The sequence below is a fragment of the Geodermatophilus sp. SYSU D00705 genome (assembly GCF_054050135.1).
In genome coordinates, this window is the sequence record NZ_JBJGYT010000004.1 from 239,445 (window position 1) to 259,610 (window position 20,166).

At 74.9% G+C, this 20,166-nt stretch carries 25 protein-coding genes; 15 read left to right on the top strand and 10 right to left on the bottom strand.

Going from position 1 to position 20,166, the window contains the following annotated elements:
- Positions 1-22: 22 nt before the first annotated feature.
- Positions 23-445, top strand: a complete 423-nt coding sequence (locus ACI78Q_RS05360; protein ID WP_456922284.1) for a DUF2269 family protein — start codon at positions 23-25, stop codon at positions 443-445.
- Positions 446-510: 65 nt separating this feature from the next.
- The gene (locus tag ACI78Q_RS05365) at positions 511-1,224 is read left to right on the top strand and encodes a metal-dependent hydrolase (protein WP_456922285.1); all 714 of its coding nucleotides are present in this window, start codon (positions 511-513) and stop codon (positions 1,222-1,224) included.
- A 38-nt stretch (positions 1,225-1,262) separates the two neighbouring features.
- On the opposite strand, the gene ACI78Q_RS05370 is transcribed toward ACI78Q_RS05365, so the two are convergent.
- Positions 1,263-2,471 carry an NAD(P)-dependent malic enzyme gene (locus ACI78Q_RS05370; protein ID WP_456922286.1) on the bottom strand — a complete coding sequence of 403 codons (1,209 nt, stop codon included), beginning with the start codon at positions 2,469-2,471 and terminating at the stop codon, positions 1,263-1,265.
- Positions 2,472-2,524: 53 nt separating this feature from the next.
- On the opposite strand from ACI78Q_RS05370, the gene ACI78Q_RS05375 reads away from it, so the two are divergent.
- On the top strand, positions 2,525-3,130 hold the full coding sequence (locus tag ACI78Q_RS05375; RefSeq protein ID WP_456922287.1) for a dTDP-4-dehydrorhamnose 3,5-epimerase family protein: 606 nt from the start codon (positions 2,525-2,527) through the stop codon (positions 3,128-3,130).
- On the opposite strand, the gene ACI78Q_RS05380 is transcribed toward ACI78Q_RS05375, so the two are convergent.
- Positions 3,113-3,490: a S26 family signal peptidase gene (locus ACI78Q_RS05380; protein ID WP_456922288.1), complete on the bottom strand. Its 378-nt coding sequence runs from the start codon at positions 3,488-3,490 to the stop codon at positions 3,113-3,115. The two genes, ACI78Q_RS05375 and ACI78Q_RS05380, sit on opposite strands and share 18 nt — an antisense overlap.
- A gap of 51 nt (positions 3,491-3,541) precedes the next feature.
- On the opposite strand from ACI78Q_RS05380, the gene sodN reads away from it, so the two are divergent.
- The 6 genes from sodN to ACI78Q_RS05410 all read left to right on the top strand — a co-directional run bounded on the left by sodN (position 3,542) and on the right by ACI78Q_RS05410 (position 8,149).
- Positions 3,542-3,943: a superoxide dismutase, Ni gene (sodN, locus tag ACI78Q_RS05385; protein ID WP_072918931.1), complete on the top strand. Its 402-nt coding sequence runs from the start codon at positions 3,542-3,544 to the stop codon at positions 3,941-3,943.
- Between the two features lie 91 nt (positions 3,944-4,034).
- The gene (locus tag ACI78Q_RS05390; protein ID WP_456922289.1) at positions 4,035-5,321 is read left to right on the top strand and encodes a PP2C family protein-serine/threonine phosphatase; all 1,287 of its coding nucleotides are present in this window, start codon (positions 4,035-4,037) and stop codon (positions 5,319-5,321) included.
- Between the two features lie 32 nt (positions 5,322-5,353).
- Positions 5,354-6,019, top strand: a complete 666-nt coding sequence (locus tag ACI78Q_RS05395) for a phosphatidylserine decarboxylase (protein WP_456922290.1) — start codon at positions 5,354-5,356, stop codon at positions 6,017-6,019.
- Positions 6,020-6,030: 11 nt separating this feature from the next.
- A complete protein-coding gene (gene pssA / locus ACI78Q_RS05400) occupies positions 6,031-6,858 on the top strand; it encodes a CDP-diacylglycerol--serine O-phosphatidyltransferase (RefSeq protein ID WP_456922291.1) in 828 nt (275 codons plus the stop codon).
- The gene (locus ACI78Q_RS05405) at positions 6,855-7,340 is read left to right on the top strand and encodes an N-acetyltransferase family protein (RefSeq protein ID WP_456922292.1); all 486 of its coding nucleotides are present in this window, start codon (positions 6,855-6,857) and stop codon (positions 7,338-7,340) included. Before pssA ends, ACI78Q_RS05405 begins: the two co-directional genes overlap by 4 nt.
- Complete coding sequence (locus ACI78Q_RS05410; protein WP_456922293.1) at positions 7,337-8,149, top strand: HAD-IIA family hydrolase; 813 nt, start codon at positions 7,337-7,339, stop codon at positions 8,147-8,149. Before ACI78Q_RS05405 ends, ACI78Q_RS05410 begins: the two co-directional genes overlap by 4 nt.
- Positions 8,150-8,152: 3 nt before the next feature.
- On the opposite strand, the gene ACI78Q_RS05415 is transcribed toward ACI78Q_RS05410, so the two are convergent.
- The gene (locus ACI78Q_RS05415) at positions 8,153-8,632 is read right to left on the bottom strand and encodes a hypothetical protein (RefSeq protein WP_456922294.1); all 480 of its coding nucleotides are present in this window, start codon (positions 8,630-8,632) and stop codon (positions 8,153-8,155) included.
- A 99-nt stretch (positions 8,633-8,731) separates the two neighbouring features.
- Between ACI78Q_RS05415 and ACI78Q_RS05420 the strand changes: the two genes are divergently transcribed.
- On the top strand, positions 8,732-9,754 hold the full coding sequence (locus tag ACI78Q_RS05420; RefSeq protein WP_456922295.1) for a diacylglycerol/lipid kinase family protein: 1,023 nt from the start codon (positions 8,732-8,734) through the stop codon (positions 9,752-9,754).
- Positions 9,755-10,128: 374 nt separating this feature from the next.
- Positions 10,129-10,419: a WhiB family transcriptional regulator gene (locus tag ACI78Q_RS05425; protein ID WP_425432564.1), complete on the top strand. Its 291-nt coding sequence runs from the start codon at positions 10,129-10,131 to the stop codon at positions 10,417-10,419.
- A gap of 100 nt (positions 10,420-10,519) precedes the next feature.
- On the opposite strand, the gene ACI78Q_RS05430 is transcribed toward ACI78Q_RS05425, so the two are convergent.
- On the bottom strand, positions 10,520-12,004 hold the full coding sequence (locus tag ACI78Q_RS05430; protein WP_456922296.1) for a sensor histidine kinase: 1,485 nt from the start codon (positions 12,002-12,004) through the stop codon (positions 10,520-10,522).
- A gap of 92 nt (positions 12,005-12,096) precedes the next feature.
- Between ACI78Q_RS05430 and ACI78Q_RS05435 the strand changes: the two genes are divergently transcribed.
- Positions 12,097-12,603: a GNAT family N-acetyltransferase gene (locus ACI78Q_RS05435; protein ID WP_456922297.1), complete on the top strand. Its 507-nt coding sequence runs from the start codon at positions 12,097-12,099 to the stop codon at positions 12,601-12,603.
- Positions 12,604-12,607: 4 nt separating this feature from the next.
- On the opposite strand, the gene ACI78Q_RS05440 is transcribed toward ACI78Q_RS05435, so the two are convergent.
- Positions 12,608-12,826: a biotin/lipoyl-binding carrier protein gene (locus ACI78Q_RS05440; protein ID WP_456922298.1), complete on the bottom strand. Its 219-nt coding sequence runs from the start codon at positions 12,824-12,826 to the stop codon at positions 12,608-12,610.
- 51 nt (positions 12,827-12,877) lie between these two features.
- Positions 12,878-13,921, bottom strand: coding sequence for a biotin carboxylase N-terminal domain-containing protein (locus ACI78Q_RS05445; protein WP_456922299.1), 1,044 nt, complete (start codon positions 13,919-13,921; stop codon positions 12,878-12,880).
- A 217-nt stretch (positions 13,922-14,138) separates the two neighbouring features.
- Here ACI78Q_RS05445 and ACI78Q_RS05450 point away from each other — a divergent pair, with 217 nt between their 5' ends.
- Positions 14,139-14,213: a 50S ribosomal protein bL37 gene (locus ACI78Q_RS05450; protein ID WP_014377707.1), complete on the top strand. Its 75-nt coding sequence runs from the start codon at positions 14,139-14,141 to the stop codon at positions 14,211-14,213.
- Positions 14,214-14,388: 175 nt separating this feature from the next.
- On the opposite strand, the gene rsrA is transcribed toward ACI78Q_RS05450, so the two are convergent.
- Together rsrA and ACI78Q_RS05460 are read right to left on the bottom strand one after the other, a co-directional pair.
- On the bottom strand, positions 14,389-14,721 hold the full coding sequence (gene rsrA, locus ACI78Q_RS05455; protein WP_456922300.1) for a mycothiol system anti-sigma-R factor: 333 nt from the start codon (positions 14,719-14,721) through the stop codon (positions 14,389-14,391).
- On the bottom strand, positions 14,718-15,401 hold the full coding sequence (locus tag ACI78Q_RS05460) for a sigma-70 family RNA polymerase sigma factor (RefSeq protein WP_456922301.1): 684 nt from the start codon (positions 15,399-15,401) through the stop codon (positions 14,718-14,720). The genes rsrA and ACI78Q_RS05460 overlap by 4 nt, the downstream gene beginning before the upstream one ends.
- 226 nt (positions 15,402-15,627) lie before the next feature.
- On the opposite strand from ACI78Q_RS05460, the gene ybaK reads away from it, so the two are divergent.
- Positions 15,628-16,101 (top strand): Cys-tRNA(Pro) deacylase, encoded by a 474-nt coding sequence (ybaK, locus tag ACI78Q_RS05465; protein ID WP_456922302.1) that lies wholly within the window; start codon positions 15,628-15,630, stop codon positions 16,099-16,101.
- A 6-nt stretch (positions 16,102-16,107) separates the two neighbouring features.
- On the opposite strand, the gene ACI78Q_RS05470 is transcribed toward ybaK, so the two are convergent.
- Together ACI78Q_RS05470 and ACI78Q_RS05475 are read right to left on the bottom strand one after the other, a co-directional pair.
- Positions 16,108-17,649 carry a fused MFS/spermidine synthase gene (locus ACI78Q_RS05470; protein ID WP_456922303.1) on the bottom strand — a complete coding sequence of 514 codons (1,542 nt, stop codon included), beginning with the start codon at positions 17,647-17,649 and terminating at the stop codon, positions 16,108-16,110.
- Position 17,650: 1 nt separating this feature from the next.
- The gene (locus ACI78Q_RS05475) at positions 17,651-18,397 is read right to left on the bottom strand and encodes an SOS response-associated peptidase (RefSeq protein ID WP_456922304.1); all 747 of its coding nucleotides are present in this window, start codon (positions 18,395-18,397) and stop codon (positions 17,651-17,653) included.
- A 174-nt stretch (positions 18,398-18,571) separates the two neighbouring features.
- Here ACI78Q_RS05475 and ACI78Q_RS05480 point away from each other — a divergent pair, with 174 nt between their 5' ends.
- On the top strand, positions 18,572-20,032 hold the full coding sequence (locus ACI78Q_RS05480) for an NAD-dependent succinate-semialdehyde dehydrogenase (RefSeq protein WP_456922305.1): 1,461 nt from the start codon (positions 18,572-18,574) through the stop codon (positions 20,030-20,032).
- The last annotated feature ends 134 nt before the right edge of the window (positions 20,033-20,166 follow it).

Below are 20,166 nucleotides of genomic sequence, written 5' to 3' on the forward strand. Positions count from 1 at the left end.
CGGGGTCTCCTAGCGTGGGGGCATGGGCACCGTCCTCGCCGTCCTGCACGTCGTCAGCGCCGTCTTCCTCATCGGGCCGATGGCCCTGCTCCCGCAGACCGCCCTGCGCGCGCTGCGGGCCGGCAACGCCCCCGCGGTCGGAGTGCTGACCCGTTCGACGAAGGTGTTCACCTGGGCCTCGCTGGCGGTGGCCGTGTTCGGCTTCGGCGTCTCCGGCGTCGAGGGCATCCCGCTGTCGCGGACCTGGCTGTGGCTGTCGATCGTGCTGTACCTGCTCGCCCTCGTGGGAAGCCTCGTGCTGGTCGTCCCGTCGCTGACCCGCGCGGCGGCCGAGCTCGCCCAGGGGCGGCCCGCCACGGCGCTCTACGGCCGCATCGCCGCCGGCTCGGGCGTGGTCTCCCTGCTCCTGGTCGCCGTGGCCGTGCTGATGGCCTGGAAGCCCTGACCCGACCGACACGCCCGGGCGGCCGGATCCCCCGCTGACGGCACAGACGGCGGCACGCTTCGTGCGTGCTCGGTCACTCGCACGCCCTGTCCGGGCTGGCCGCCGGAGCCGCGACACTCCCGTGGGCACCGGTGGAGGGCCCCGTCGCCCAGGTCGCGTGGATCGCCGCCGTCGGCGGGATGTCGATGCTGCCCGACCTGGACCACAGCGGCTCCACGGTGTCGGACATGTGGGGTCCGGTCACGGACGTGCCCTCGGGCGCGATCGGCCGGCTGGCCCAGGGCCACCGCTGGGGCACCCACGACGCCGTCCTGGCCCCCGTCGCGTTCGGCGCTCTCGCGCTCGCCGCGGCCAACGCCTTCTGGTCCAGCCTGCTGCTCATGAGCCTGGCCGTCGGGCTGGCGCTGCGGGCGCTGCACTTCGTCATCCCCGGCCGGGCGGAGAACACCGTCGTCGGCAACCTGGTGCTGTCCTGGGGCGCGGCCTGGCTGCTGCTGGAGCACATGCCACAACCGGCCTGGCTGCCGTGGGCGGTCGCCCTGGGCGTGCTCACCCACATCGCCGGCGACGCGATCACCACCCAGGGCGTGCCCGTGCCGCTGGTGTGGCTGGTCCGGCGCTGCCGGCTGGCGCTGACCCCGCTGCGCACCGGGACGTTCCTGGAGACGGCGGTCCTGGCGCCGGCGTTCGTCGTCGTCACGCTGTGGTGCCTCTATGCCAACACCGGCGTCCGGACGGCGGTCGACCCCTGGCTGCAGGACCTGCGCGGACTGCTCTGAGCGCGACCCCCGTGCGGACGACCGCACGGGGCCCTCCCTCAGCGCGTGACGCCCTGCTCCCGTGCGGTGGCCGCCACCGCGGCCGCCACCGCCTCGGCGACCCGCCGGTCCAGCGGGCTGGGGACGACGTAGTCGGCGCGCACCTCGTCGCCCACCACGTCGGCGATCGCGGTCGCGGCCGCCAGCTTCATCTCCTCGGTGATCGAGGTGGCCCCCGCGTCGATGGCCCCGCGGAACACGCCGGGGAAGGCGAGCACGTTGTTGATCTGGTTCGGCTCGCCGCTGCGCCCGGTGGCGACCACCGCCGCGTACCGGGCCGCCATCTCCGGGTCCACCTCGGGGATCGGGTTGGCCAGGGAGAACACGATGCAGCCGTCGGCCATCGAGGCGATCGCCGACTCCGGCACCGACCCGCCGGACAGCCCCAGGTAGACGTCGGCCCCTTCCAGCGCGCCGATCATCGTGCCCGCGTAGCCGGCGCGGTTGGTGTTCTCCGCGACCCACCGCTTGATCGGCGTGAGGTCGTCGCGGCCCACGTGCAGCACCCCCCGGGAGTCGGCCACGGCGATGTCGCCGATGCCGGCCTCGAGCAGGATCTTGGTGCAGGCGATCCCGGCCGCCCCGGCCCCGGCGACGACGACCCGCAGGTCGCCGATCTCCCGTCCGACGACGCGCGCTGCGTTGCGCAGCGCGGCCAGGACGACGATCGCCGTCCCGTGCTGGTCGTCGTGCATGACCGGGATGTCCAGCCGGTCCCGCAGCCGCTCCTCGATCTCGAAGCAGCGCGGGGCGCTGATGTCCTCGAGGTTGATCCCCCCGAATGACGGCGCGATCGCGGCCACCGTCTCGACGATGGCGTCGACGTCGGTGGTCGACAGCACCACCGGCACCGACGACAGCCCGGCGAACTCGCTGAACAGGCAGGCCTTGCCCTCCATGACCGGCAGCGCGGCGGCCGGCCCGATGTCGCCCAGGCCGAGGACGGCGGTGCCGTCGGAGACCACGGCGACCACGCGCGGCGCCCAGGTGAACCGCCGCGCGAGCGCCGGCTCCACGGCGATCGCGCTGGAGACCCGGGCGACGCCGGGTGTGTAGGTGAGCGCGAGGTCCGCGACGGAGTCGATGGACCGGGTGGGGCGTACCGCCAGCTTCCCGCCCTCGTGGACCGCGAACGCCGGGTCGTCGGCGAATCGGTCGGGGCTCCCCGCGGGGGGAGCGGAGGTCTCGGGATGCTGGGTTCCGCCCATGGACACGGCAGCGTAGACCGGACGCCGTCCGCCGCATGACTACGGTTCGCTCCGTGCAGATCCGCGAACTCGCCGTGCGCGACGCCTACGTCCTGGACCTGGTCCCCCACGGGGACGCCCGCGGCCGGTTCACCGAGTGGTACCGCGCCGACGTCCTCTCCGGGACCCTCGGGTTCGGCCTGCACCTCGCCCAGGCCAACCACAGCGTCTCCGCCCGCGGGGTGCTGCGCGGCGTCCACTTCGCGCTCGTGCCGCCCGGGCAGGCCAAGTACGTGTACTGCCCGGCGGGCCAGGTGCTCGACGTCGTCGTCGACGTCCGGGTCGGCTCCCCGACGTTCGGCGCGCACGACGCCGTCGTCCTGGACAGCGACCGGCCGCGGGCGGTGTACCTGGCCGAGGGGCTCGGCCACGCCTTCGTCTCCCTCGCCGACGCCAGCTCGGTGACCTACCTGGTGTCCAGCGGCTACGACCCCGCCCGCGAGTTCGGCATCCACCCGCTCGACCCGGCGCTGGGGCTGCCCTGGCCGGCCGACGTGGAGTTCGAGCTCTCCGCCAAGGACCAGCAGGCGCCCACCCTGGAGCAGGCGCGCCAGCAGGGGCTGCTGCCGACCTGGGAGGAGTGCACCGCGCGGTACGCGCAGCTACGCGACGGGCGCTGACCCCAGCCGCCCCGGGCGCGGCCACAGGCGGCCGACGACCCGGCCCACGACGACCGCCGGACCGAACACCCGGCTGTCGTCGGCGACGAGCGGGTTGTCCCCCTCGACCCAGTGCCCGCCGGGCACCTCCCGGCGCACCCGCTTGACCACGAGGAGCTCCGGGCGGGACGGGAACCGGGCCAGGACGACGTCGCCGGCGCCCACCGTGCCGGCGGCGTCGACGCGGCGCACGAGCAGCCGGTCGCCGTGCCGCACCGTCGGGGACATCGACGGGCCGGCGACGCGGGCCATGACCCAGGGCGTGACCAGCGACGGGACCGTGCCCGGGCGCCCGGCGTCGGGCCTGTCGTCGTCGTTCACCGGGAGTAGGGTCGCAGACGAAACGACCCACGAGACCCGGAGGGCAAGTCCATGCGTTTCCGCATGTTCTCCGCCGTGGAGGCCACCGCGCACTGCGACCTCCCCTGCGGCGTGTACGACCCGGCCCAGGCCCGCATCGAGGCGGAGTCCGTCAAGGCGATCCAGGAGAAGTACCAGGCCAACGAGGACCCGGCGTTCCGCACCCGGGCGATCCTGATCAAGGAGCAGCGCTCCGACCTGGTCAAGCACCACCTGTGGGTGCTGTGGACCGACTACTTCAAGCCCCCGCACTTCGAGAAGTACCCGCAGCTGCACGAGCTGTTCAACAAGGCGACCAAGCAGGCCGGCGCCGCCGGCGGCAAGGGCAGCATGGACCCCGCCGAGGGCCAGAAGCTGCTCGACTACATCGCCGAGATCGACAAGATCTTCTGGGAGACCAAGGCCGCGGCCTGACCTCTCCCCGGGCAACGGCGCCGACCGACGGGCTTCCCCGCCGGCCGGCGCCGTTGCCGTCTGCCACCCCACGCCGGCGGGTGCCGGTCCGATGACGGGGCACCACCCCGACGGTCCCCGCACGAGTCACACGAGGAGGTCTCCGATCGACGTCGGGGCACTGCTCCAGCGGGTCGAGGACGCCGCACCCATCGAGGCGGTCGAGGCCGTCGCCGACGCCCTCGCCGAGCAGGTGGGCGCGACCGCGGTCAGCTTCCTGATCGCCGACTTCAGCGGCCGGGCCGTGGTCCGGTTGTCCTCCTCCGGGCCGGTCGCCGGGGCTCGCACCCACGCGGCGGAGCGGGCCGAGACCGTGCCGCTCGAGGGCAGCGTCTTCGAGCAGGTGCTGCGCTCGCAGCAGCTCGACGTGCGCCTCGAGGGGGAGCTGTACCGGGCCCTGGTCCCCGTGACCGACCGCGGCGACGCGATCGGCCTCGTCGAGCTGCTCCTGCCCGAGGCGCCCACACCGCAGGTCGTGCGGCAGGTTCGCAGCGCCGCGCACGCGCTGGCCTACGCCGTCATCGCCGCCCGCCGGCACACCGACGTCTTCGAGTGGGGCATGCGCTCCACGCCCTTCACCCTGGCCGCCGAGATCCAGCGTCGTCTGCTCCCGGCCGCCTACAGCTGCGAGGCCGCGCAGTTCACCCTGGCCGGCTGGATGGAGCCGGCCAGCTCCGTGGGCGGGGACACCTTCGACTACACCCTCGACCGCGACGTCCTGCAGCTGTCGATCACCGACGCCGTGGGCCACCAGGTGCCGGCGGCCCTCCTCGCCACGCTGCTGGTCGGCGGCCTGCGCAACGGCCGGCGTCGCGGCCTGGACCTGGCCGAGCAGGCCCGGTACGCCAGCGACTCGCTGGCCGAGAACGCCGCCCCCGGCCAGTTCGTCACCGGGCAGCTGGTGCGCGTGGACCTGCACACCGGCACCGCCCGCATCGTCAACGCCGGCCACCCCTTCCCGCTCCGGCTGCGCAACGGCCGGGTCAGCGAGGTCCCGCTGGCGATCGACCCGCCGTTCGGCGTCCAGCCGGGCGGGTCGTTCACCGTCCAGCCCCTCCCGCTGGAGCCGGGTGACCGCATCGTCTTCCTCACCGACGGCATGCAGGAGCGCAACGCCGCCAGCCTCGACGTCGCCGCCACGCTCGCCGCCACCGCCGACCTGCACCCGCGGGAGGTCGTGCACGCCCTGGGCGCCGCCGTCCTCGGCGCCACGGGTCACGACCTGAAGGACGACGCGACGATGCTGTGCCTGGACTGGTACGGCGGCCCGCTCCGGGCGCGCAGCAGCGAGCACGGCGCCGATCCCGCGCGCGTCTCCCCTCCTGCCGCCCCCGGGTGACGCCGGGTGCGTCCCGGTACCGTTTGACCACGATGCGCATCGACCCGGCCGGGTGGCCCTTCATCACCGGGCCACTGGCCCCCGCCGCCCTGCTCACCGCCGCGGGGCGGGCCACCGGACGACGCGGGCTCCGGGTCGCGGCCTGGCCGCTGGTCGTTCTGGCCGCCTACATGGCCCTGTTCTTCCGCGACCCCGACCGGCGCTGCGACGTCCGGCCGCCGGACCCCGACGACGTCGTCTCGCCCGCCGACGGCGTGGTGATGGTCGCCGGGGAGCCGCAGGAGGGCGTCGCGCCCGACGGGGACTGGCAGCAGGTCAGCGTCTTCCTGTCGGTCGTCGACGTGCACGTGAACCGCTCCCCGTACCGCGGGGAGGTCGTGGAGAGCTCCTACCGCAAGGGCAGCTTCCTCGCCGCCTACCGCAAGGAGTCCGCGCACCGGAACGAGCGCAGCGAGCTGTGGCTGCGCGACGGCGACCGCACCGTGGTGTTCCGGCAGATCGTCGGGGTCCTCGCCCGGCGCATCGTGACCCGCACCGGCGTCGGGCAGCGGCTGGCGACCGGCGAGCGGATGGGTCTGATGAAGTTCGGCTCCCGGATGGACGTCTTCGTCCCGCGGGAGTGCACGATCACCGTCCGCACGGGGCAGCGGGTGCGGGGCGGCGAGACCGTCATCGCCCGGTGGCCCGCGGCCGGCTGAGGAGTCGCCCCATGCCCAGCTCAGCGTCCGGCCACCGGCCTCCGCAGACCCGGCGCACGGCCACCGTCGAGTTCGTCCGCGGCTCGGTGCGCGGCACCCGTCGTCGGGCCCTGGCCACCCTGCCCAGCCTGTTCACCCTCGCCAACATGATGTGCGGCTTCGCCGCGATCCTGGTGTCGATCCGCGGGCAGTACACCCTCGCGGCGGTCCTGGTCGGCCTGTCGGTGGTCTTCGACATCACCGACGGCGCGGTGGCCCGGCTGGTCGGCGCGGTCACCCCCTTCGGCCTGCAGTTCGACTCGCTGGCCGACCTCGTCTCCTTCGGCCTGGCCCCCGCCCTGCTGGCGTTCACGCTGTTCTCCGAGGGCCGCGACGAGTGGGACCCCCTCGGTTGGATCGTCTGCTTCCTGTGGGTGGCCTGCGCCGCCATCCGGCTGGCCCGCTTCAACACGACGATCGACCCCACCGCCGACAAGCGGTACTTCACCGGCATGCCCAGCCCCGGTGCCGCCGGCGTCGTCCTGGCCTCGGTGTTCGCCTTCGGTGACCAGATGAACGGCCGCGACCGGCTGTGGGTGCTGCTCATCGTCGCCGTGCCGGCGCTGCTCATGGTGAGCAACATCCGGTTCCGCTCGTTCCGCTCGCTGGTCAGCCCGAAGAGCGGGAAGCCCTACGGGCTGGTCGCCGCCGCGCTGGCGATCGTCGTCGGCTTCGCCCTGGCGCCCGTGGTCACCGGCTGCGTGCTGGCCTACGGCTACCTGCTGGCGCCGGTCCTCGTGCCGCTGCTGTCCCCGCTGTCCCGCCTCGTGCCCACCCGCCTCAAGGAGCTCCTCACATGAGCGTGCGGCCCATCCGCCCCGACGACGTCCCGGCCGTGGTCGGCCTGGTCCGGGAGCTCGCCGAGTACGAGAAGGCCGCGCACGAGGTCCGGCTGACCGAGGAGCAGCTGACCGCCGCCCTGTTCGGCGACTCCCCGCGGCTGTCCGGCCACGTCGCCGAGGCCGGCGGCCAGGTCGTCGGCATGGCGCTGTGGTTCCTCAACTTCTCCACCTGGCGCGGCACGCACGGCATCTACCTCGAGGACCTCTACGTCCAGCCGCAGCACCGCGGCAGCGGCCTGGGGCGCGAACTGCTGCGCACCCTCGCCGAGGTGTGCGTCGAGCGCGGCTACAGCCGGCTGGAGTGGTCGGTGCTGGACTGGAACACCCCGTCGATCGACTTCTACAAGGGTGCCGGCGCGGTTCCCATGGACGAGTGGACGGTCTTCCGGCTCACCGACGAGGCCCTCTCCGGGTTCGCCGCCGACCGGCGGCTGCGGTGAGCGGGCCGGCCGACACCCGCGCCCACCCGGCCACCGAGCGCCGGCCGGCCGAGTGCTGGCTCACCGACATGGACGGCGTCCTGGTGCACGAGGGCAACGCGCTGCCCGGCGCCGCGGAGTTCCTGCAGCGGCTGGTCGAGCGGGGACGCCGCTTCCTCGTCCTCACCAACAACTCGATCTTCACCCCGCGCGACCTGGCGGCCCGGCTCTCCCGCTCCGGCCTGGACGTGCCCGAGGAGTCCATCTGGACCTCGGCACTGGCGACGGCCGACTTCCTCGCCACCCAGCTGCCCGGCGGGTCGGCCTACGTCATCGGCGAGGCCGGGCTGACCACGGCGCTGTACGAGGCCGGCTACACCCTCACCGACACCGACCCCGACTACGTCGTCCTCGGGGAGACCCGCACCTACTCCTTCGAGGCGATCACCCGGGCCATCCGGCTGGTGGGGCGCGGCGCGCGCTTCATCGCGACCAACCCCGACGTCACCGGCCCCTCCCCCGAGGGCCCGCTGCCGGCCACGGGCTCGGTGGCGGCGATGATCACCAAGGCGACCGGGGCGGAGCCCTACTTCGTCGGCAAGCCGAACCCGATGATGTTTCGCAGCGCGATGAACCGGATCGCCGCGCACTCGGAGTCGACGGTGATGATCGGCGACCGCATGGACACCGACGTCGTCGCCGGCATCGAGGCCGGGCTGGAGACGATCCTGGTGCTCACCGGCTCCACCCGGGCCACCGACGTGGCGCGGTTCCCGTTCCGGCCGGGGCGGGTCCTGGACTCGATCGCCGACGTCGTCGACCTGGTCTGACCCTCAGCGGTCGGAGAAGGCCAGCCGCGCCTCCGGCGTGGCCAGCAGCCACAGCTCGAGCGCGACGAGGACCAGCAGCGGGACGCCCACCCACGGGCCGCCCCACTCGAACGCCGAGAAGTACCCGAACAGGCCCAGCAGCACCTGGAGCGCCACCACCGGCCCGCGGGCCCAGCCCGACACCCGCCACAGCCCGATGGCCGCCGCGCCGAGCAGGACGGCGAAGAAGCCGACGTAGACCACCTCGGCGAGGGCCCGGCCCACGCTGTCGGGGTCCGAGGTGGCCGTCAGGTAGAGCAGCACCAGCGCGACGACGCCGAGCGCGGCGGCCTCCACGGCGACGACCAGTGCCGCGCGTCGGACGGCTCCCGGCGCCTCGGTCCGCCGGGCCGGGCGCGGCGCCGACGGCTCCGCGGCCCCGCCGAGCAGCCGCTCGGCCAGCCGGTGCTGTCTCGGGGGCCGCGCTCCCGCCTCCTCCGTCACGGCCGCGAGGGTACGCGCCGCGGCCGGGCGGCCCCCTCGCCTGCCGCGTCGGCCTGCGCCTGCCGGGGAGCCGGCGCGGGCCTGGCTAACCTGGCGGTCATGCGTGCGCTCGTGGTGGCCAACCCCGCGGCGACGACGACCAACCGCAGCGTCCGCGACGACGTCCTCGGCGTCCTCGGCGGCGACCTCAAGGTGGATCTGGCCGAGACGACCCACCGCGGCCACGGGACCGAACTGGGCCGGCAGGCCTGCGCCGACGGCGTCGACGTCGTCGTCGCCCTCGGCGGGGACGGCACGGTCAACGAGGTCGTCAACGGCCTCCTGCACGACGGGCCGGGCGATGACCTGCCGCCGCTCGCCGTCGTCCCGGGCGGCTCGACGAACGTCTTCTCACGCGCCCTGGGGCGCTCCCGCGACCCGGTGACGGCGGCTGCGGAGGTCACCGCCTCCCTGCGGGCCGGGCGCACCCGCCGCATCTCCCTGGGAACCGCCAGCGCCCGCGGCGCCACCGGCGCACCGGTCGCGCTGCCCGACCCCGCGCAGGCGCAGCGGGCCGCCGATGCGGGGGCCGCGGCCCACCCGGGGTGGTCCGAGCCCCGCTGGTTCGCCTTCAGCGCCGGCCTGGGCTTCGACGCCGACGTCATCGGCCGGGTGGAGGCGCACCGGGCGCGGGGACGGCGGTCCACCGGCGCGCTGTACGTGGTGGAGGCGACCAGCGCGTTCGTCCTGGGGCGGGAGCGGCGGCGTCCGCCGATGACCCTCGAGCTCCCCGGGGAACCGCCCCTGGACGAGGTGTTCCTCTGCCTGGTCTCCAACGTCTCGCCGTGGACCTACCTCGGCGCGCGGGCGGTGAACCCGAGCCCGGAGGCCTCCTTCGACACCGGGCTGGACGTCTTCGCCATGGGCCGCATGGGGGTGCTCCGGATGCTGCACCACGTGCGCCAGGTGCTCGCCGCCCGGCCCGACGCCCGCGGGCGCGGCGTGCACCGACGGCACGACCTGGCGGGGCTGACCGTCACCGCGCAGCGGCCGCAGGGGTGGCAGGTCGACGGCGACCACCTGGGGACGGCGACGGGGCTGCGCGTGTGCAGCGTCCCGTCCGCCCTGCGCGTCGTCGCCTGACGCCGCCGGGAGCATCGCAGCGAGCGCCGGCGAGCGAGGAGCGGACCGGGGGCGGGAGGCGACCGGTGAACGACGTCGCCTGAACCGGCCGTTCTCGGAATTGCCGGTGTGACCTGCGTCTTCAGGCACGCCGGGCGAGGGTTGTCAACGTCGAGACCGCGGGATGGTCAGGTCGAGTGGCGCACCTAGCATGCCCGTGGTGAGCTTGCTCACGAGGGGTCGACCGAAGCCCTCGATCTGCTTGACAGGCCCCCACGCCGTGAAAACATCGCGGCTGGAAAGCAACCTGTCGGTAACAAATGCACGAAGTCGCTGTGCCATGGCGCTGGCCAATCCCGGTGCCGGCCTGCGGAACGGTCCGAGGCCGGCGACTGATGCACCACACCGTAGACGACATCGAGGAGAACACCGCCATGGACTGGCGCCACCGCGCGCTCTGCCGCGACGAGGACCCGGAGCTGTTCTTCCCCATCGGGACGACCGGTCCGGCCCTCGGTCAGATCGAGCAGGCAAAGGGTGTGTGCCGGCGTTGCCCGGTCGTCGAGTCCTGCCTGGACTGGGCCCTGCGCTCGGGTCAGGACTCCGGCGTCTGGGGTGGGCTGTCCGAGGACGAGCGGCGCGCGCTCAAGCGGCGCCAGGCTCGCACCCGGGTCCGCACCGCCTGATCACACCGCACCACGGCGTCCGGGCTCCCCGCCCGGCGCCGCCGCAGTACTGAACCGTCGCGAGGCCGGTCCGGATCCCCCGGTCCGGCCTCGCGGCCGTTCAGCGCCGGAGCCGGCCGGCTCCGGGCAGCGTCAGCACGACCTCGGTGCCCGGGGTCCCGGTGGGCCACCCGCCCATGCGCAGGCACCCGCCCAGCTCGGTGGTGACGAGCGTGCGCACGATCTGCAGCCCCAGCCCGTCGCTGGCGGCGACGTCGAAGTCGTCGGGCAGGCCGCGCCCGTCGTCGCGCACCCGCACGACCAGGTCCTCCCCGTCGCGCTCGGCCACCAGCTCGATGGTGCCGGGCCGGCCTTCCGGGAACGCGTGCTCGGCGGCGTTGTGCAGCAGCTCGGTCACCGCCAGCACCAGCGGGGTCGCCGCCACCGCCGGCAGCTCGCCGAACTGGCCCACGCGGCGGGTGCGGGCCGCGGGGCCGACCGAGGTCAGGTCGCCCAGCATCGGCAGCACCTGGTCGAGGACGTCGTCGACGTCGACGACGTCCTCCCGGCTGCCGGCCAGCGTCTCGTGCACCACGGCGATGGACGACACCCGGCGCACCGACTCCTCCAACGCCTCCCGGGCCGCGGGCACCGTCATCCGCCGCGCCTGCAGCCGCAGCAGCGCGGCCACCGTCTGCAGGTTGTTCTTCACGCGGTGGTGGATCTCGCGGATGGTGGCGTCCTTGGTGAGCAGCGCGCGGTCCCGGCGCCGGACGTCGGTGACGTCGCGCACGAGCACCAGCGCGCCCTCCTCACCGCCCGGGGCCTGCAGCGGCAGCGCCCGCACCAGCATCGTGGCGGCCTGCCCCTCGACGTCCATCGGGTCGGGGAACCGCCCGGCGACGGCGGCACGGATGCCCGCCACCACCGTCTCCCCCGCCACCCGGTCAGCGGCCGCGTCGCGGGTGAGCCGGGCCAGGTCCGACCCGACGACGTCCCCGGTGACGCCCATGCGGCGGTACGCCGACAGCGCGTTGGGGCTGGCGTAGACCGCGGAGCCGGTGGCGTCGAGGCGCACCAGGCCGTCACCCACCCGCGGGCTCAGCTCGGCGTCCAGCAGCTTCTCGGGCGGGAAGGTGCCCGCGGAGACCATGAGGCACAGGTCCGCGGCGATGTCGAGATAGGTCAGCTCCAGCGTGGACGGCGCCCGGGTCACCGCCAGGTTGGTGTCCCGCGCGAGGACGGCGACCACGACGCCGTCGTGCCGGACCGGGATCACCTCACGGCGCCGCGGGGCCACCCCCGACCAGTCCGGCTCGCCCTCGGTGACCGGGCGCCCCTCCCGGTGGGCGACCTCGAACGGCTCCGCGGGAGGGCCCTGCAGCTCCGAGCCGACGAGGTCCTCCGGCTGGCTGGTGGGAGCGGTCAGCGGCCGCACCTGCGCCACGCACCACCACGCGCCGGTCGGCAGCGGCACCCAGAGCGTGAGGTCGGCGAAGGAGAGGTCGGCCAGCAGCTGCCAGTCGGCGACCAGCCGGCGGGCGTGGTCGACCTGGGCGGGGGCGGAGGCGGCGCCCCGGGTGAGGCGTTCGGAGAGGCTGCTCATCGTGAGCCGAGCCTAGAAGGACCCTCCTGCCCCCCGAACGCTCGCGAGCTCGCGTCGGGCCCCTGCAGGAGGGCCGCCCCTAGGCTCGGGGCGTGGTCTCCCGCACCGACGCCCCCGCCGTGACCGTCGAGGACGCCGTCCCCGGTGACTTCGCGCGCATCGCGCAGCTGACCGTCGACGTCTACGTCGGCGGAGGGCTGGCCTCACCGGAGTACGGCCGCGTGCTGGCCGACGTCGCCGGTCGCGCCTCCCGCGCACAGCTGCTGGTGGCCCGGGACGCCGGGGGCGAGGTCGTGGGCAGCGTGGCGCTGGTGCTCGACGGCGACTTCGGCGAGATCACCGAGTCCGACGAGGAGGCCGCGTTCCGGATGCTGGTCGTGGACCCGGCGGCCCAGGGACAGGGCGTCGGCGCCCTGCTGGTCACCACCTGCCTGCAGCGGGCGCGCGCGGCCGGGAAGCGGCGGATGGTGCTCTCCACGGACCCGCGGATGACCGCGGCCCACCGGCTCTACGCGCGGCTGGGCTTCACCCGGCTCCCGGCCCGGGACTGGTCACCGGCGCCCGGGGTCGACCTGATGGTCTGCGCGCTCGAGTTGTAGCGCCTCAGCCCACGGTGGCGATGAGGTCGCCCTCCTGGAGCACCTCGCCCTCGACGACGTGCAGCTCGCGCACCGTGCCGGCCCGCTCGGTCAGGACCGGGATCTCCATCTTCATCGACTCGAGGATCACCAGGGTGTCGCCCGCGGCCACCTCGCTGCCCGGCTGCACGAGCACCTTCCAGACGCTCGACACCATCTCGGCGTGGATCTCCTCGACCGCCACCGGCACCTCCCTCGCTGACCTGCGCCCATCCAAGCACGCAGGCCGGGGCGGTCAGCCGCCCGGCGTGGAGCCGTCGGCCAGCCGGTCGAGGACCGGGCAGATCTCCGGGCCGTCGTGCGGTACCCCCGTCTCCGGCAGACCGGTGAGGACGTCGCTGGCGGCCCGCGCCGCGGTGGCGGTGTCGGGCCCGCTGGCGCTCACCGTGGCCAGCAGGGCGTCGTACCAGCCGTCGAGCCGGTCGCCGGGGTCGTAGCCGCTCACGGCCACGACCTCGACCCCGTCCGCCCCGCCCCGGCGCCGGCCGGAGTCGGGCAGCCGGCCGGTCACCCGGCCCGCCTGCCCCGGGGGCAGCGTCGAGCGCAGCTGGACGGCGACGGCCTTGCGCGGCGCCCGCCCCGGGCCGGGGTCCGCCGCGGCGCGGCCACCGACGGCGCTGCGCAGGGCGAGCTCGACGGCGTCCACCCCGTGCGCGCGTTCCAGGACGGCCATGTCGAGGGAGAAGCCCGCGGCCACCTCCGCCAGCTCGCCGTCGGGGTCGATGCCGACCGTCACCAGCCCGCGCCAGCCCACCTCGGCCAGCCGCTTGGCGGCCGCCGGCAACTCGACCGGCTCGTCCGGCGTCCAGGAGACCCGGGCGATGCCGGCCGCGCGGTCGCGGGAGACCGCGGTCGTGTGGTGCAGGCCGGAGTCGGTGACCCAGGCGAGGAACCCGCGCTCGCTGGCCGGCTCCACGCCGTCGCCGCCCAGCCGCTCCAGCACCGCGGCGGAGGGACCGACCCAGGTGAGGCCGGCGGCGACGACCGCACCGGCCAGCCGGGCGTTGCCGGCGAGGGCCGGCGGCACCGGGAGCACCGCGGACACCCCGCTGCGGCGCGCGGCCTCCACGATGCGGTCGACGGCCAGGTAGGACTCCGCGGCCGGCGCCGGCCCCAGCAGGACCGCGTCGTCGGCCAGCCGGACGTGCCGGGCGGAGCGGTCGGCCTCGGAGTGGACGGCGACCGCCTTGACCTCCAGCCGGGAGCAGGCCGCCACCACCGCGCACGCCGCCGGCCCCCGGCCCGCCACGAGCACGCTCTCGATCCCGACCTGTGCCACCGTGCCGGCCCTCCCCAGTGGTGCGATGTGCCACTCACAGCCTGACCCGCCGCCCCGTTCCCCCGCCACAGGGGAGGCGCCGCGCGCAGGCGTGAGAGGCTGGGAGGCGTCAGCTTGACCGGTCCCCCGGTACCGCCCACGCGCGGGTCCCCGGGTGCCCGGCGGCACCGAGGGCCCGGCACGGGCCCGTACCGGCGATGAGGAGAGGAGGGCAGCGATGTCCAAGCGTGGACGCAAGCGGCGCTCCCGCAAGGGGAACAAGGCCAACCACGGCAAGCGGCCCAACGCGTGACGACAGCCCTGGGAGCATCGAACGAGCGCCAGCGAGTGAGGCGCGACCAGGGCGCGGAGTCACGCAAGGGTGGAACGCCTGAGCACAGGCCGGGAGCACCGCCTGACGACAGGCCACCCTGCGCAGACGACAGCAGCGCCCCACCGCCGCGGGCGGTGGGGCGCTGCTGTCGTCGTCAGGCGGTGGGGCGCTCCTGCGTGTGCTCCACCGTCAGCTTCTCGACGCTGACCTGCGTGCCGTCCTCCTCGAAGGCGACCGTGGTCAGCTGGAACTTGATCCGGTCGCGCAGCCCGGGCGGCGGGGCGTCCCCACCGCACCGGCGGCGGACCAGCGCCTTGAACTCCTGCTCGATGCCGAACTGGCGCAGGCAGGGCGAGCAGTCCTCGAGGTGCTCGGCGATCACGTCGCGCCGGGCGTCGTCGGTCTCGTGGTCGAGGAACTCGAAGACGTGGGACAGGACGTCGTCGCAGGAGTTGATCTCGATGGGCTCGCCACGGTCCTCGCTCACGACTGCGTCGCCCCCTCCCCGGCGCCGGCGCGGACGAAGCCGCGCTCCCGTGCGTAGTCGGCCAGCAGCTTCTGCAGCCCCCGGCGACCGCGGTGCAGGCGGGACATCACCGTGCCGATGGGGGTGCCCATGATCTCGGCGATCTCCTTGTAGGCGAAGCCCTCGACGTCGGCGAGGTAGACCGCCAGGCGGAAGTCCTCCGGCAGCTGCTGGAGGGCCTCCTTGATGTCGGAGTCCGGCAGGTGGTCCAGCGCCTCGATCTCGGCCGACCGCAGGCCGCTGGAGCTGTGCTCCTCGGCGGCGTACAGCTGCCAGTCCTGCACCTGGTCGGTGGGGTACTGCTGCGGCTGACGCTGCTTCTTGCGGTAGCTGTTGATGTAGGTGTTGGTCAGGATCCGGTACAGCCAGGCCTTGAGGTTCGTGCCCTCGGCGAACTGGTGGAACGCGGAGTAGGCCTTGACGAACGTCTCCTGGACCAGGTCCTCGGCGTCGGCGGGGTTGCGGGTCATCCGCAGGGCCGCCGGGTAGAGCTGGTCGAGGTAGGGCAGCGCGTCGCGCTCGAAGCGGGCGTCGCGCTCGGCTCGCGTCTCGGCCAGCTCGGTGCGGCTGCCACCGGCGCGTGCCTCGGGCACCTCCACCGGGGCCGTCTCGGGGTTCAGGTCCGCGGACTCCTCAGGCACCGACCGTCCTCTCTGCGGCCCCCGGACGCGGGGCACCGCCTCGGACGATCCTAGCCGCGCGGCGTCGGGGCGGCCCGGGGGCCGCCGGTGCGCGACCCGCTGCCGGGCGCTGGAGGACAGGGTGCTGCTCACGGGCACTGCAACTCCGCCGTGGCGCGTCGCCATTCCCCCTGCGACCCGGATCTCCGTCGTCCGTCGCGACGGCCCGCGGATAGGCTGCCGCGCCGTGGCGGCGACCCCGGCGGTGCGGGCCCTCGAGAAGGCCCGCGTGACGCACACCCTGCACCCCTACGACCCGGAGCACCCCGCCGACCAGGGGCACGGCGAGGCCGCCGTCGCCGCGCTGGGCGCCGATCCGCGCCAGGTGTTCAAGACGCTGGTGGCCCGCGTCGACGGCGCGCTGACCGTCGCCGTCGTCCCCGTCAGCGGCAGCCTCGACCTCAAGGCCCTGGCCGCCGCGGCCGGCGGCCGCAAGGCAGCGATGGCCGACCCCACGGACGCCGAGCGGACGACGGGGTACGTGCTGGGCGGGATCAGTCCGCTGGGCCAGCGCAAGGCCCTGCCGACGGTGGTCGACGACTCCGCGCTCGGCTTCGACACGGTGCTGGTCAGCGCCGGCCGGCGGGGGCTGCAGGTGGAGCTGGCGCCGGGCGACCTGGTGCGGCTCACCCGCGCCCGCACGGCTCCGATCGGCCGCTGAGGCCGGCTAGGTCCCGGGGGTCGCGTACGGGGTGAGCAGCTGGTCGACCGGGGCGTGGTCGTCGGTGAGCACGTCGGCGTCCCCGACGAAGCCGGTCAGCCGCTCGCCCTGCGCCACCTGCCAGGTGAGGCCCCGTTCGCGCAGCGCACCGGCGATGGCGTCGGCCGGCAGCGGCTCCCGCGCGGCGACCGCGACGACGTTGCCGCCGTCCTGCCCTTCGAGCACCGGCTCCCGGGCCAGCAGCAGCACGGAGCCGAAGACCGCGCGCAGGGTGGCCAGCTCCGCGCGCACGAAGCCCATCGGCGGGTTGTCGATGAGGTTGGCGACGTAGACGCCGTCGTCGGCGAGCGTCCGGTCGACCAGGTCGAGGGCCTCGACGGTGGTCAGCTGCCAGGGCACCGAGAGGCCGCCGAAGGCGTCGCCCACGACGAGGTCGCGCTCCCCCGCCGGCTCCTCGGCCAGGCCCACCCGGGCGTCGGCCACCCGGACCCGCAGGCCGTCGGACTCGGTCAGCCCGAGCTGCTCCCGGTCCATCTCGACGACGCCCGGGTCGACCTCCAGCACCAGGCTGGTCGTGCCCGGCCGGACCTCGGCCAGGTAGCGCGGCACGGTGAGCCCACCGCCGCCCAGGTGCAGCGCCGACAGCGGCTGCCCCTCGGGCGCGACGACGTCGGTGACCGCGGCGATGGCGCGGACGTACTCGAACTCCAGGTGGGTGGGGTCGTCGAGGTCGACGTAGGAGTGCCGCAGCGTGTCCAGCACGAGCACCCGGCCGCCGTCCCGCTGGGGGTCGGCCACCACGCGGGCGCAGTGGTAGGCGGTCTCCGCCTCGCACGGGGTCGGGGCGACCGCGGCCAGCAGCGAGCCGCCCAGCGCGAGGACGAACAGCCCGGCCGGCACCCGCCCGGCGCCGCCGCCGGACCGCCGGCGCAGCAGCAGCCCCACCGCTCCCCCGGCCAGCACGGTCACGACGCCGGTGCCCACGAGGATGCCGCTGGTCGGGAAGACGGCGATCAGCAGGAAGCCGGTGACGAAGGTGGCCGCGATCCCGCCGAGAGTGCCGATGCCCGAGAGCCGGCCGACCACCGCGCCGGTCTCGGCCAGGCTGGCCAGCTGCAGCTTGACCACCATCGGCGGCACCGCCGACAGCAGCGCCGCGGGGACGACGACGGCGACCGCCGCGAGCAGCAGCACGCTGCCGGCGTCGGCGCCGGTGAGCCACGACCCGGCGAAGCGCACCAGCGGCAGCACGGCGACCACCAGCGCGCCCCCGGCGACCATGAGCGGTGCGATGAGCCGACGCGGGTCGGTGCGGTCGGCCGCCGCGCCGCCGGACCAGGCGCCCAGCGCGATCGCGGCGAGGGCGAAGCCGATGACCGCGGTGTTGGTCTGCAGCGTGATGCCGACGTAGGGGGCGATCAGGCGGAGGCCGGCGATCTCCAGCACCAGCACCGCGCCCGAGCTCAGGAACGTGACGGCGGCGGCGACCCAGGCGGGCAGCGCGGTGCTGCCCGCGGTGCGCTCCACCGCCTCCTCGGTACCGGCCACCTCAGAACAGCGCGGGCTGGTCGGCCGGCGGGGCGACCGACTCGACGCGCGCGGTGAGCTCCGCGCCGTTGTTCTTGACGCTGTTGACCGCGGTGCCCACCGGTCGCAGCTCCAGCCGCTCGACGACGTCCGGCGGGGTGGGCTGCGTGAGCGCCTCGACGTCCTCGCGGGCGGGGTCCAGCCACTCGGCCCAGCGGTCGCGGGGCAGCACCAGCGGCATCCGCTCGTGGATCTCGGTGAGCGCGCCGACCGCCGGCGCGGTGACCACGGTGCAGGTGTAGAGGCGGTCCTCGCCCCGGCCCCACACCTCCCACAGCCCGGCGAGGGCCAGCCCGGAGCCGTCCCCCGGGGTGATGAAGTACGGCTGCTTGCCCGGCGAGTCCAGCCGCTTGGCCCACTCGTACCAGCCGTCGGCCGGCACCAGGCAGCGCCGCGAGCGGGCCGCGGTGCGGAACGCCGGCTTCTCCGTCAGCGACTCCACCCGGGCGTTGAGCATGCGGTTGCCGATCGAGGCGTCCTTGGCCCACGAGGGCACCAGCCCCCAGCGGACGGCGCGCAGCTCCCGGTGCCCCTCCCCGGTGGGCCGGCCCTCGGCGTCGCGCTCCTTCTTGTGCCGGACCACGTAGACGTCCTTGGTCGGGGCGACGTTGTAGTCGGCCGGCAGCGCCGGCTGCCCGTCGGCGCGGACCGCCTCGAACTCGAGGACGAGGTCCTCGGGACGGCGGCTGGCGGCGTAGCGGCCACACACGGTGCGTACTCCCTCCCCGGGCGGGCGCGGGTCCGCCGGGACGACGGCCGGCGACCCGACGGTCGCGAGCCTAGATCGGTCGTCACTCGGGCGCGGGCCCCTGCGCGTGCCCGCAGGGGTCAGGGGTAGACCTGGGGTGCGACACAACCGAGACGCGACGGAGGACACCGAGCAGTGACCACCACCCAGACCTCCCCAGCAGGCAAGACCGCCAGCGACGCGGGCGACCGGCCGTACGCGACGATCAACCCGGCCACCGGCAAGACGGAGAAGGAGTTCCCCTTCCTCGACAGCGCCGAGGTCGACGGCGTCGTCGAGCGGGCGCACGCCGCTTTCCTCGAGTGGCGGCGCCGTCCCGTGGAGGAGCGCGCCGGCGTCGTCGCGCGCATCGGCGAGCTCGTGCTCGAGCGCCGCGACCAGCTGGCCGCCCTCATCACCACCGAGATGGGCAAGCCGATCCGCGAGGCGGCCGGCGAGGGGATGCTGGTGGCGAGCATCTTCGACTACTACGCGAAGAACGGCCCGCGCTTCCTCGAGCCCCGCCCGATCGACGTGATGGACGGCGAGGCGGTGGTCATCAACGAGCCGACCGGCGTCCTGCTGGCCATCGAGCCGTGGAACTTCCCGCTGTACCAGGTCGCCCGCGTCGCCGCGCCGAACCTGGTCCTGGGCAACGCGATCCTGCTCAAGCACGCGGAGAACAACCCGCAGACCGCCCTCGCCCTGGAGCAGCTGTTCCACGACGCCGGCGTCCCCGAGGGGGTCTACACCAACCTGTTCCTGCGCATCTCCGACGTCGAGCGGGTCATCGCGCACCCGCACGTGGCGGGCGTGACGCTGACCGGCAGCGACCGGGCCGGGAGCGCCGTGGCCTCGCTGGCCGGCAAGCACCTGAAGAAGTCGGTGCTGGAGCTGGGCGGCAGCGACCCGTTCATCGTCCTCGACGCCCCCGAGGTCGGGCAGACGGTGAAGGCCGCGGCGATGTCGCGGACCATGAACGCCGGACAGGCGTGCATCGCCGCCAAGCGGTTCATCGTCATGGACGACGTCTACGACGAGTTCGTCTCCGGCCTCGCCGACGTCTTCAAGGGCCTGCAGCCCGGCGACCCGAGCGACCCCGGCACCCGGCTGGGCCCGCTGTCGTCCGAGCGGGCCGCGGCCGACCTCACCGCCCAGGTGCGCGACGCCATCGACAAGGGCGCGACCGTGCTCGCCGGCGGGGACCGGCCCGACCGCGAGGGCGCCTACGTCAACGCCACCCTGCTGGCCGACGTCACCCCCGAGATGCGGGCCTACCGCGAGGAGCTGTTCGGGCCGGTCGGCGTGGTCTACCGCGTCTCCTCCGAGGAGGAGGCCGTGCGGCTGGCCAACGACACCCCCTACGGGCTGTCGGCGACGGTGTTCAGCAGCGACGTCGAGCGCGCCCGCAAGGTCGCCGACCAGGTCGAGTCGGGCATGGTCTGGATCAACTCGCCGTCGGGCACCTCGGCGGAGCTGCCCTTCGGCGGCGTGAAGCGCTCCGGCTACGGCCGGGAGCTCTCCGAGCTGGGCATGTTCGAGTTCGCCAACCGCCGGCTGGTCCGCACCGCCGGGGCGAAGAAGGCCAAGCCGGCCGACGCCGCGGCCGCCGGCTGACCCCGTCGTGGGGGGGGGGGGGGGGGGGGGGGGGGGGGGGGGGGGGGGGGGGGGGGGGGGGGGGGGGGGGGGGGGGGGGGGGGGGGGGGGGGGGGGGGGGGGGGGGGGGGGGGGGGGGGGGGGGGGGGGGGGGG

What these genes read in the sequence shown, in the direction of transcription:
- ACI78Q_RS05360 (WP_456922284.1), top strand. Translation starts at nt 23, where the DNA reads ATGGGCACCGTCCTCGCCGTCCTGCACGTCGTCAGCGCCGTCTTCCTC.
- ACI78Q_RS05370 (WP_456922286.1), bottom strand. Translation starts at nt 2,471, where the DNA reads ATGGGCGGAACCCAGCATCCCGAGACCTCCGCTCCCCCCGCGGGGAGC.
- sodN (WP_072918931.1), top strand. Translation starts at nt 3,542, where the DNA reads ATGCGTTTCCGCATGTTCTCCGCCGTGGAGGCCACCGCGCACTGCGAC.
- ACI78Q_RS05390 (WP_456922289.1), top strand. Translation starts at nt 4,035, where the DNA reads ATGACGGGGCACCACCCCGACGGTCCCCGCACGAGTCACACGAGGAGG.
- ACI78Q_RS05395 (WP_456922290.1), top strand. Translation starts at nt 5,354, where the DNA reads ATGCGCATCGACCCGGCCGGGTGGCCCTTCATCACCGGGCCACTGGCC.
- pssA (WP_456922291.1), top strand. Translation starts at nt 6,031, where the DNA reads ATGCCCAGCTCAGCGTCCGGCCACCGGCCTCCGCAGACCCGGCGCACG.
- ACI78Q_RS05405 (WP_456922292.1), top strand. Translation starts at nt 6,855, where the DNA reads ATGAGCGTGCGGCCCATCCGCCCCGACGACGTCCCGGCCGTGGTCGGC.
- ACI78Q_RS05420 (WP_456922295.1), top strand. Translation starts at nt 8,732, where the DNA reads ATGCGTGCGCTCGTGGTGGCCAACCCCGCGGCGACGACGACCAACCGC.
- ACI78Q_RS05425 (WP_425432564.1), top strand. Translation starts at nt 10,129, where the DNA reads ATGCACCACACCGTAGACGACATCGAGGAGAACACCGCCATGGACTGG.
- ACI78Q_RS05430 (WP_456922296.1), bottom strand. Translation starts at nt 12,004, where the DNA reads ATGAGCAGCCTCTCCGAACGCCTCACCCGGGGCGCCGCCTCCGCCCCC.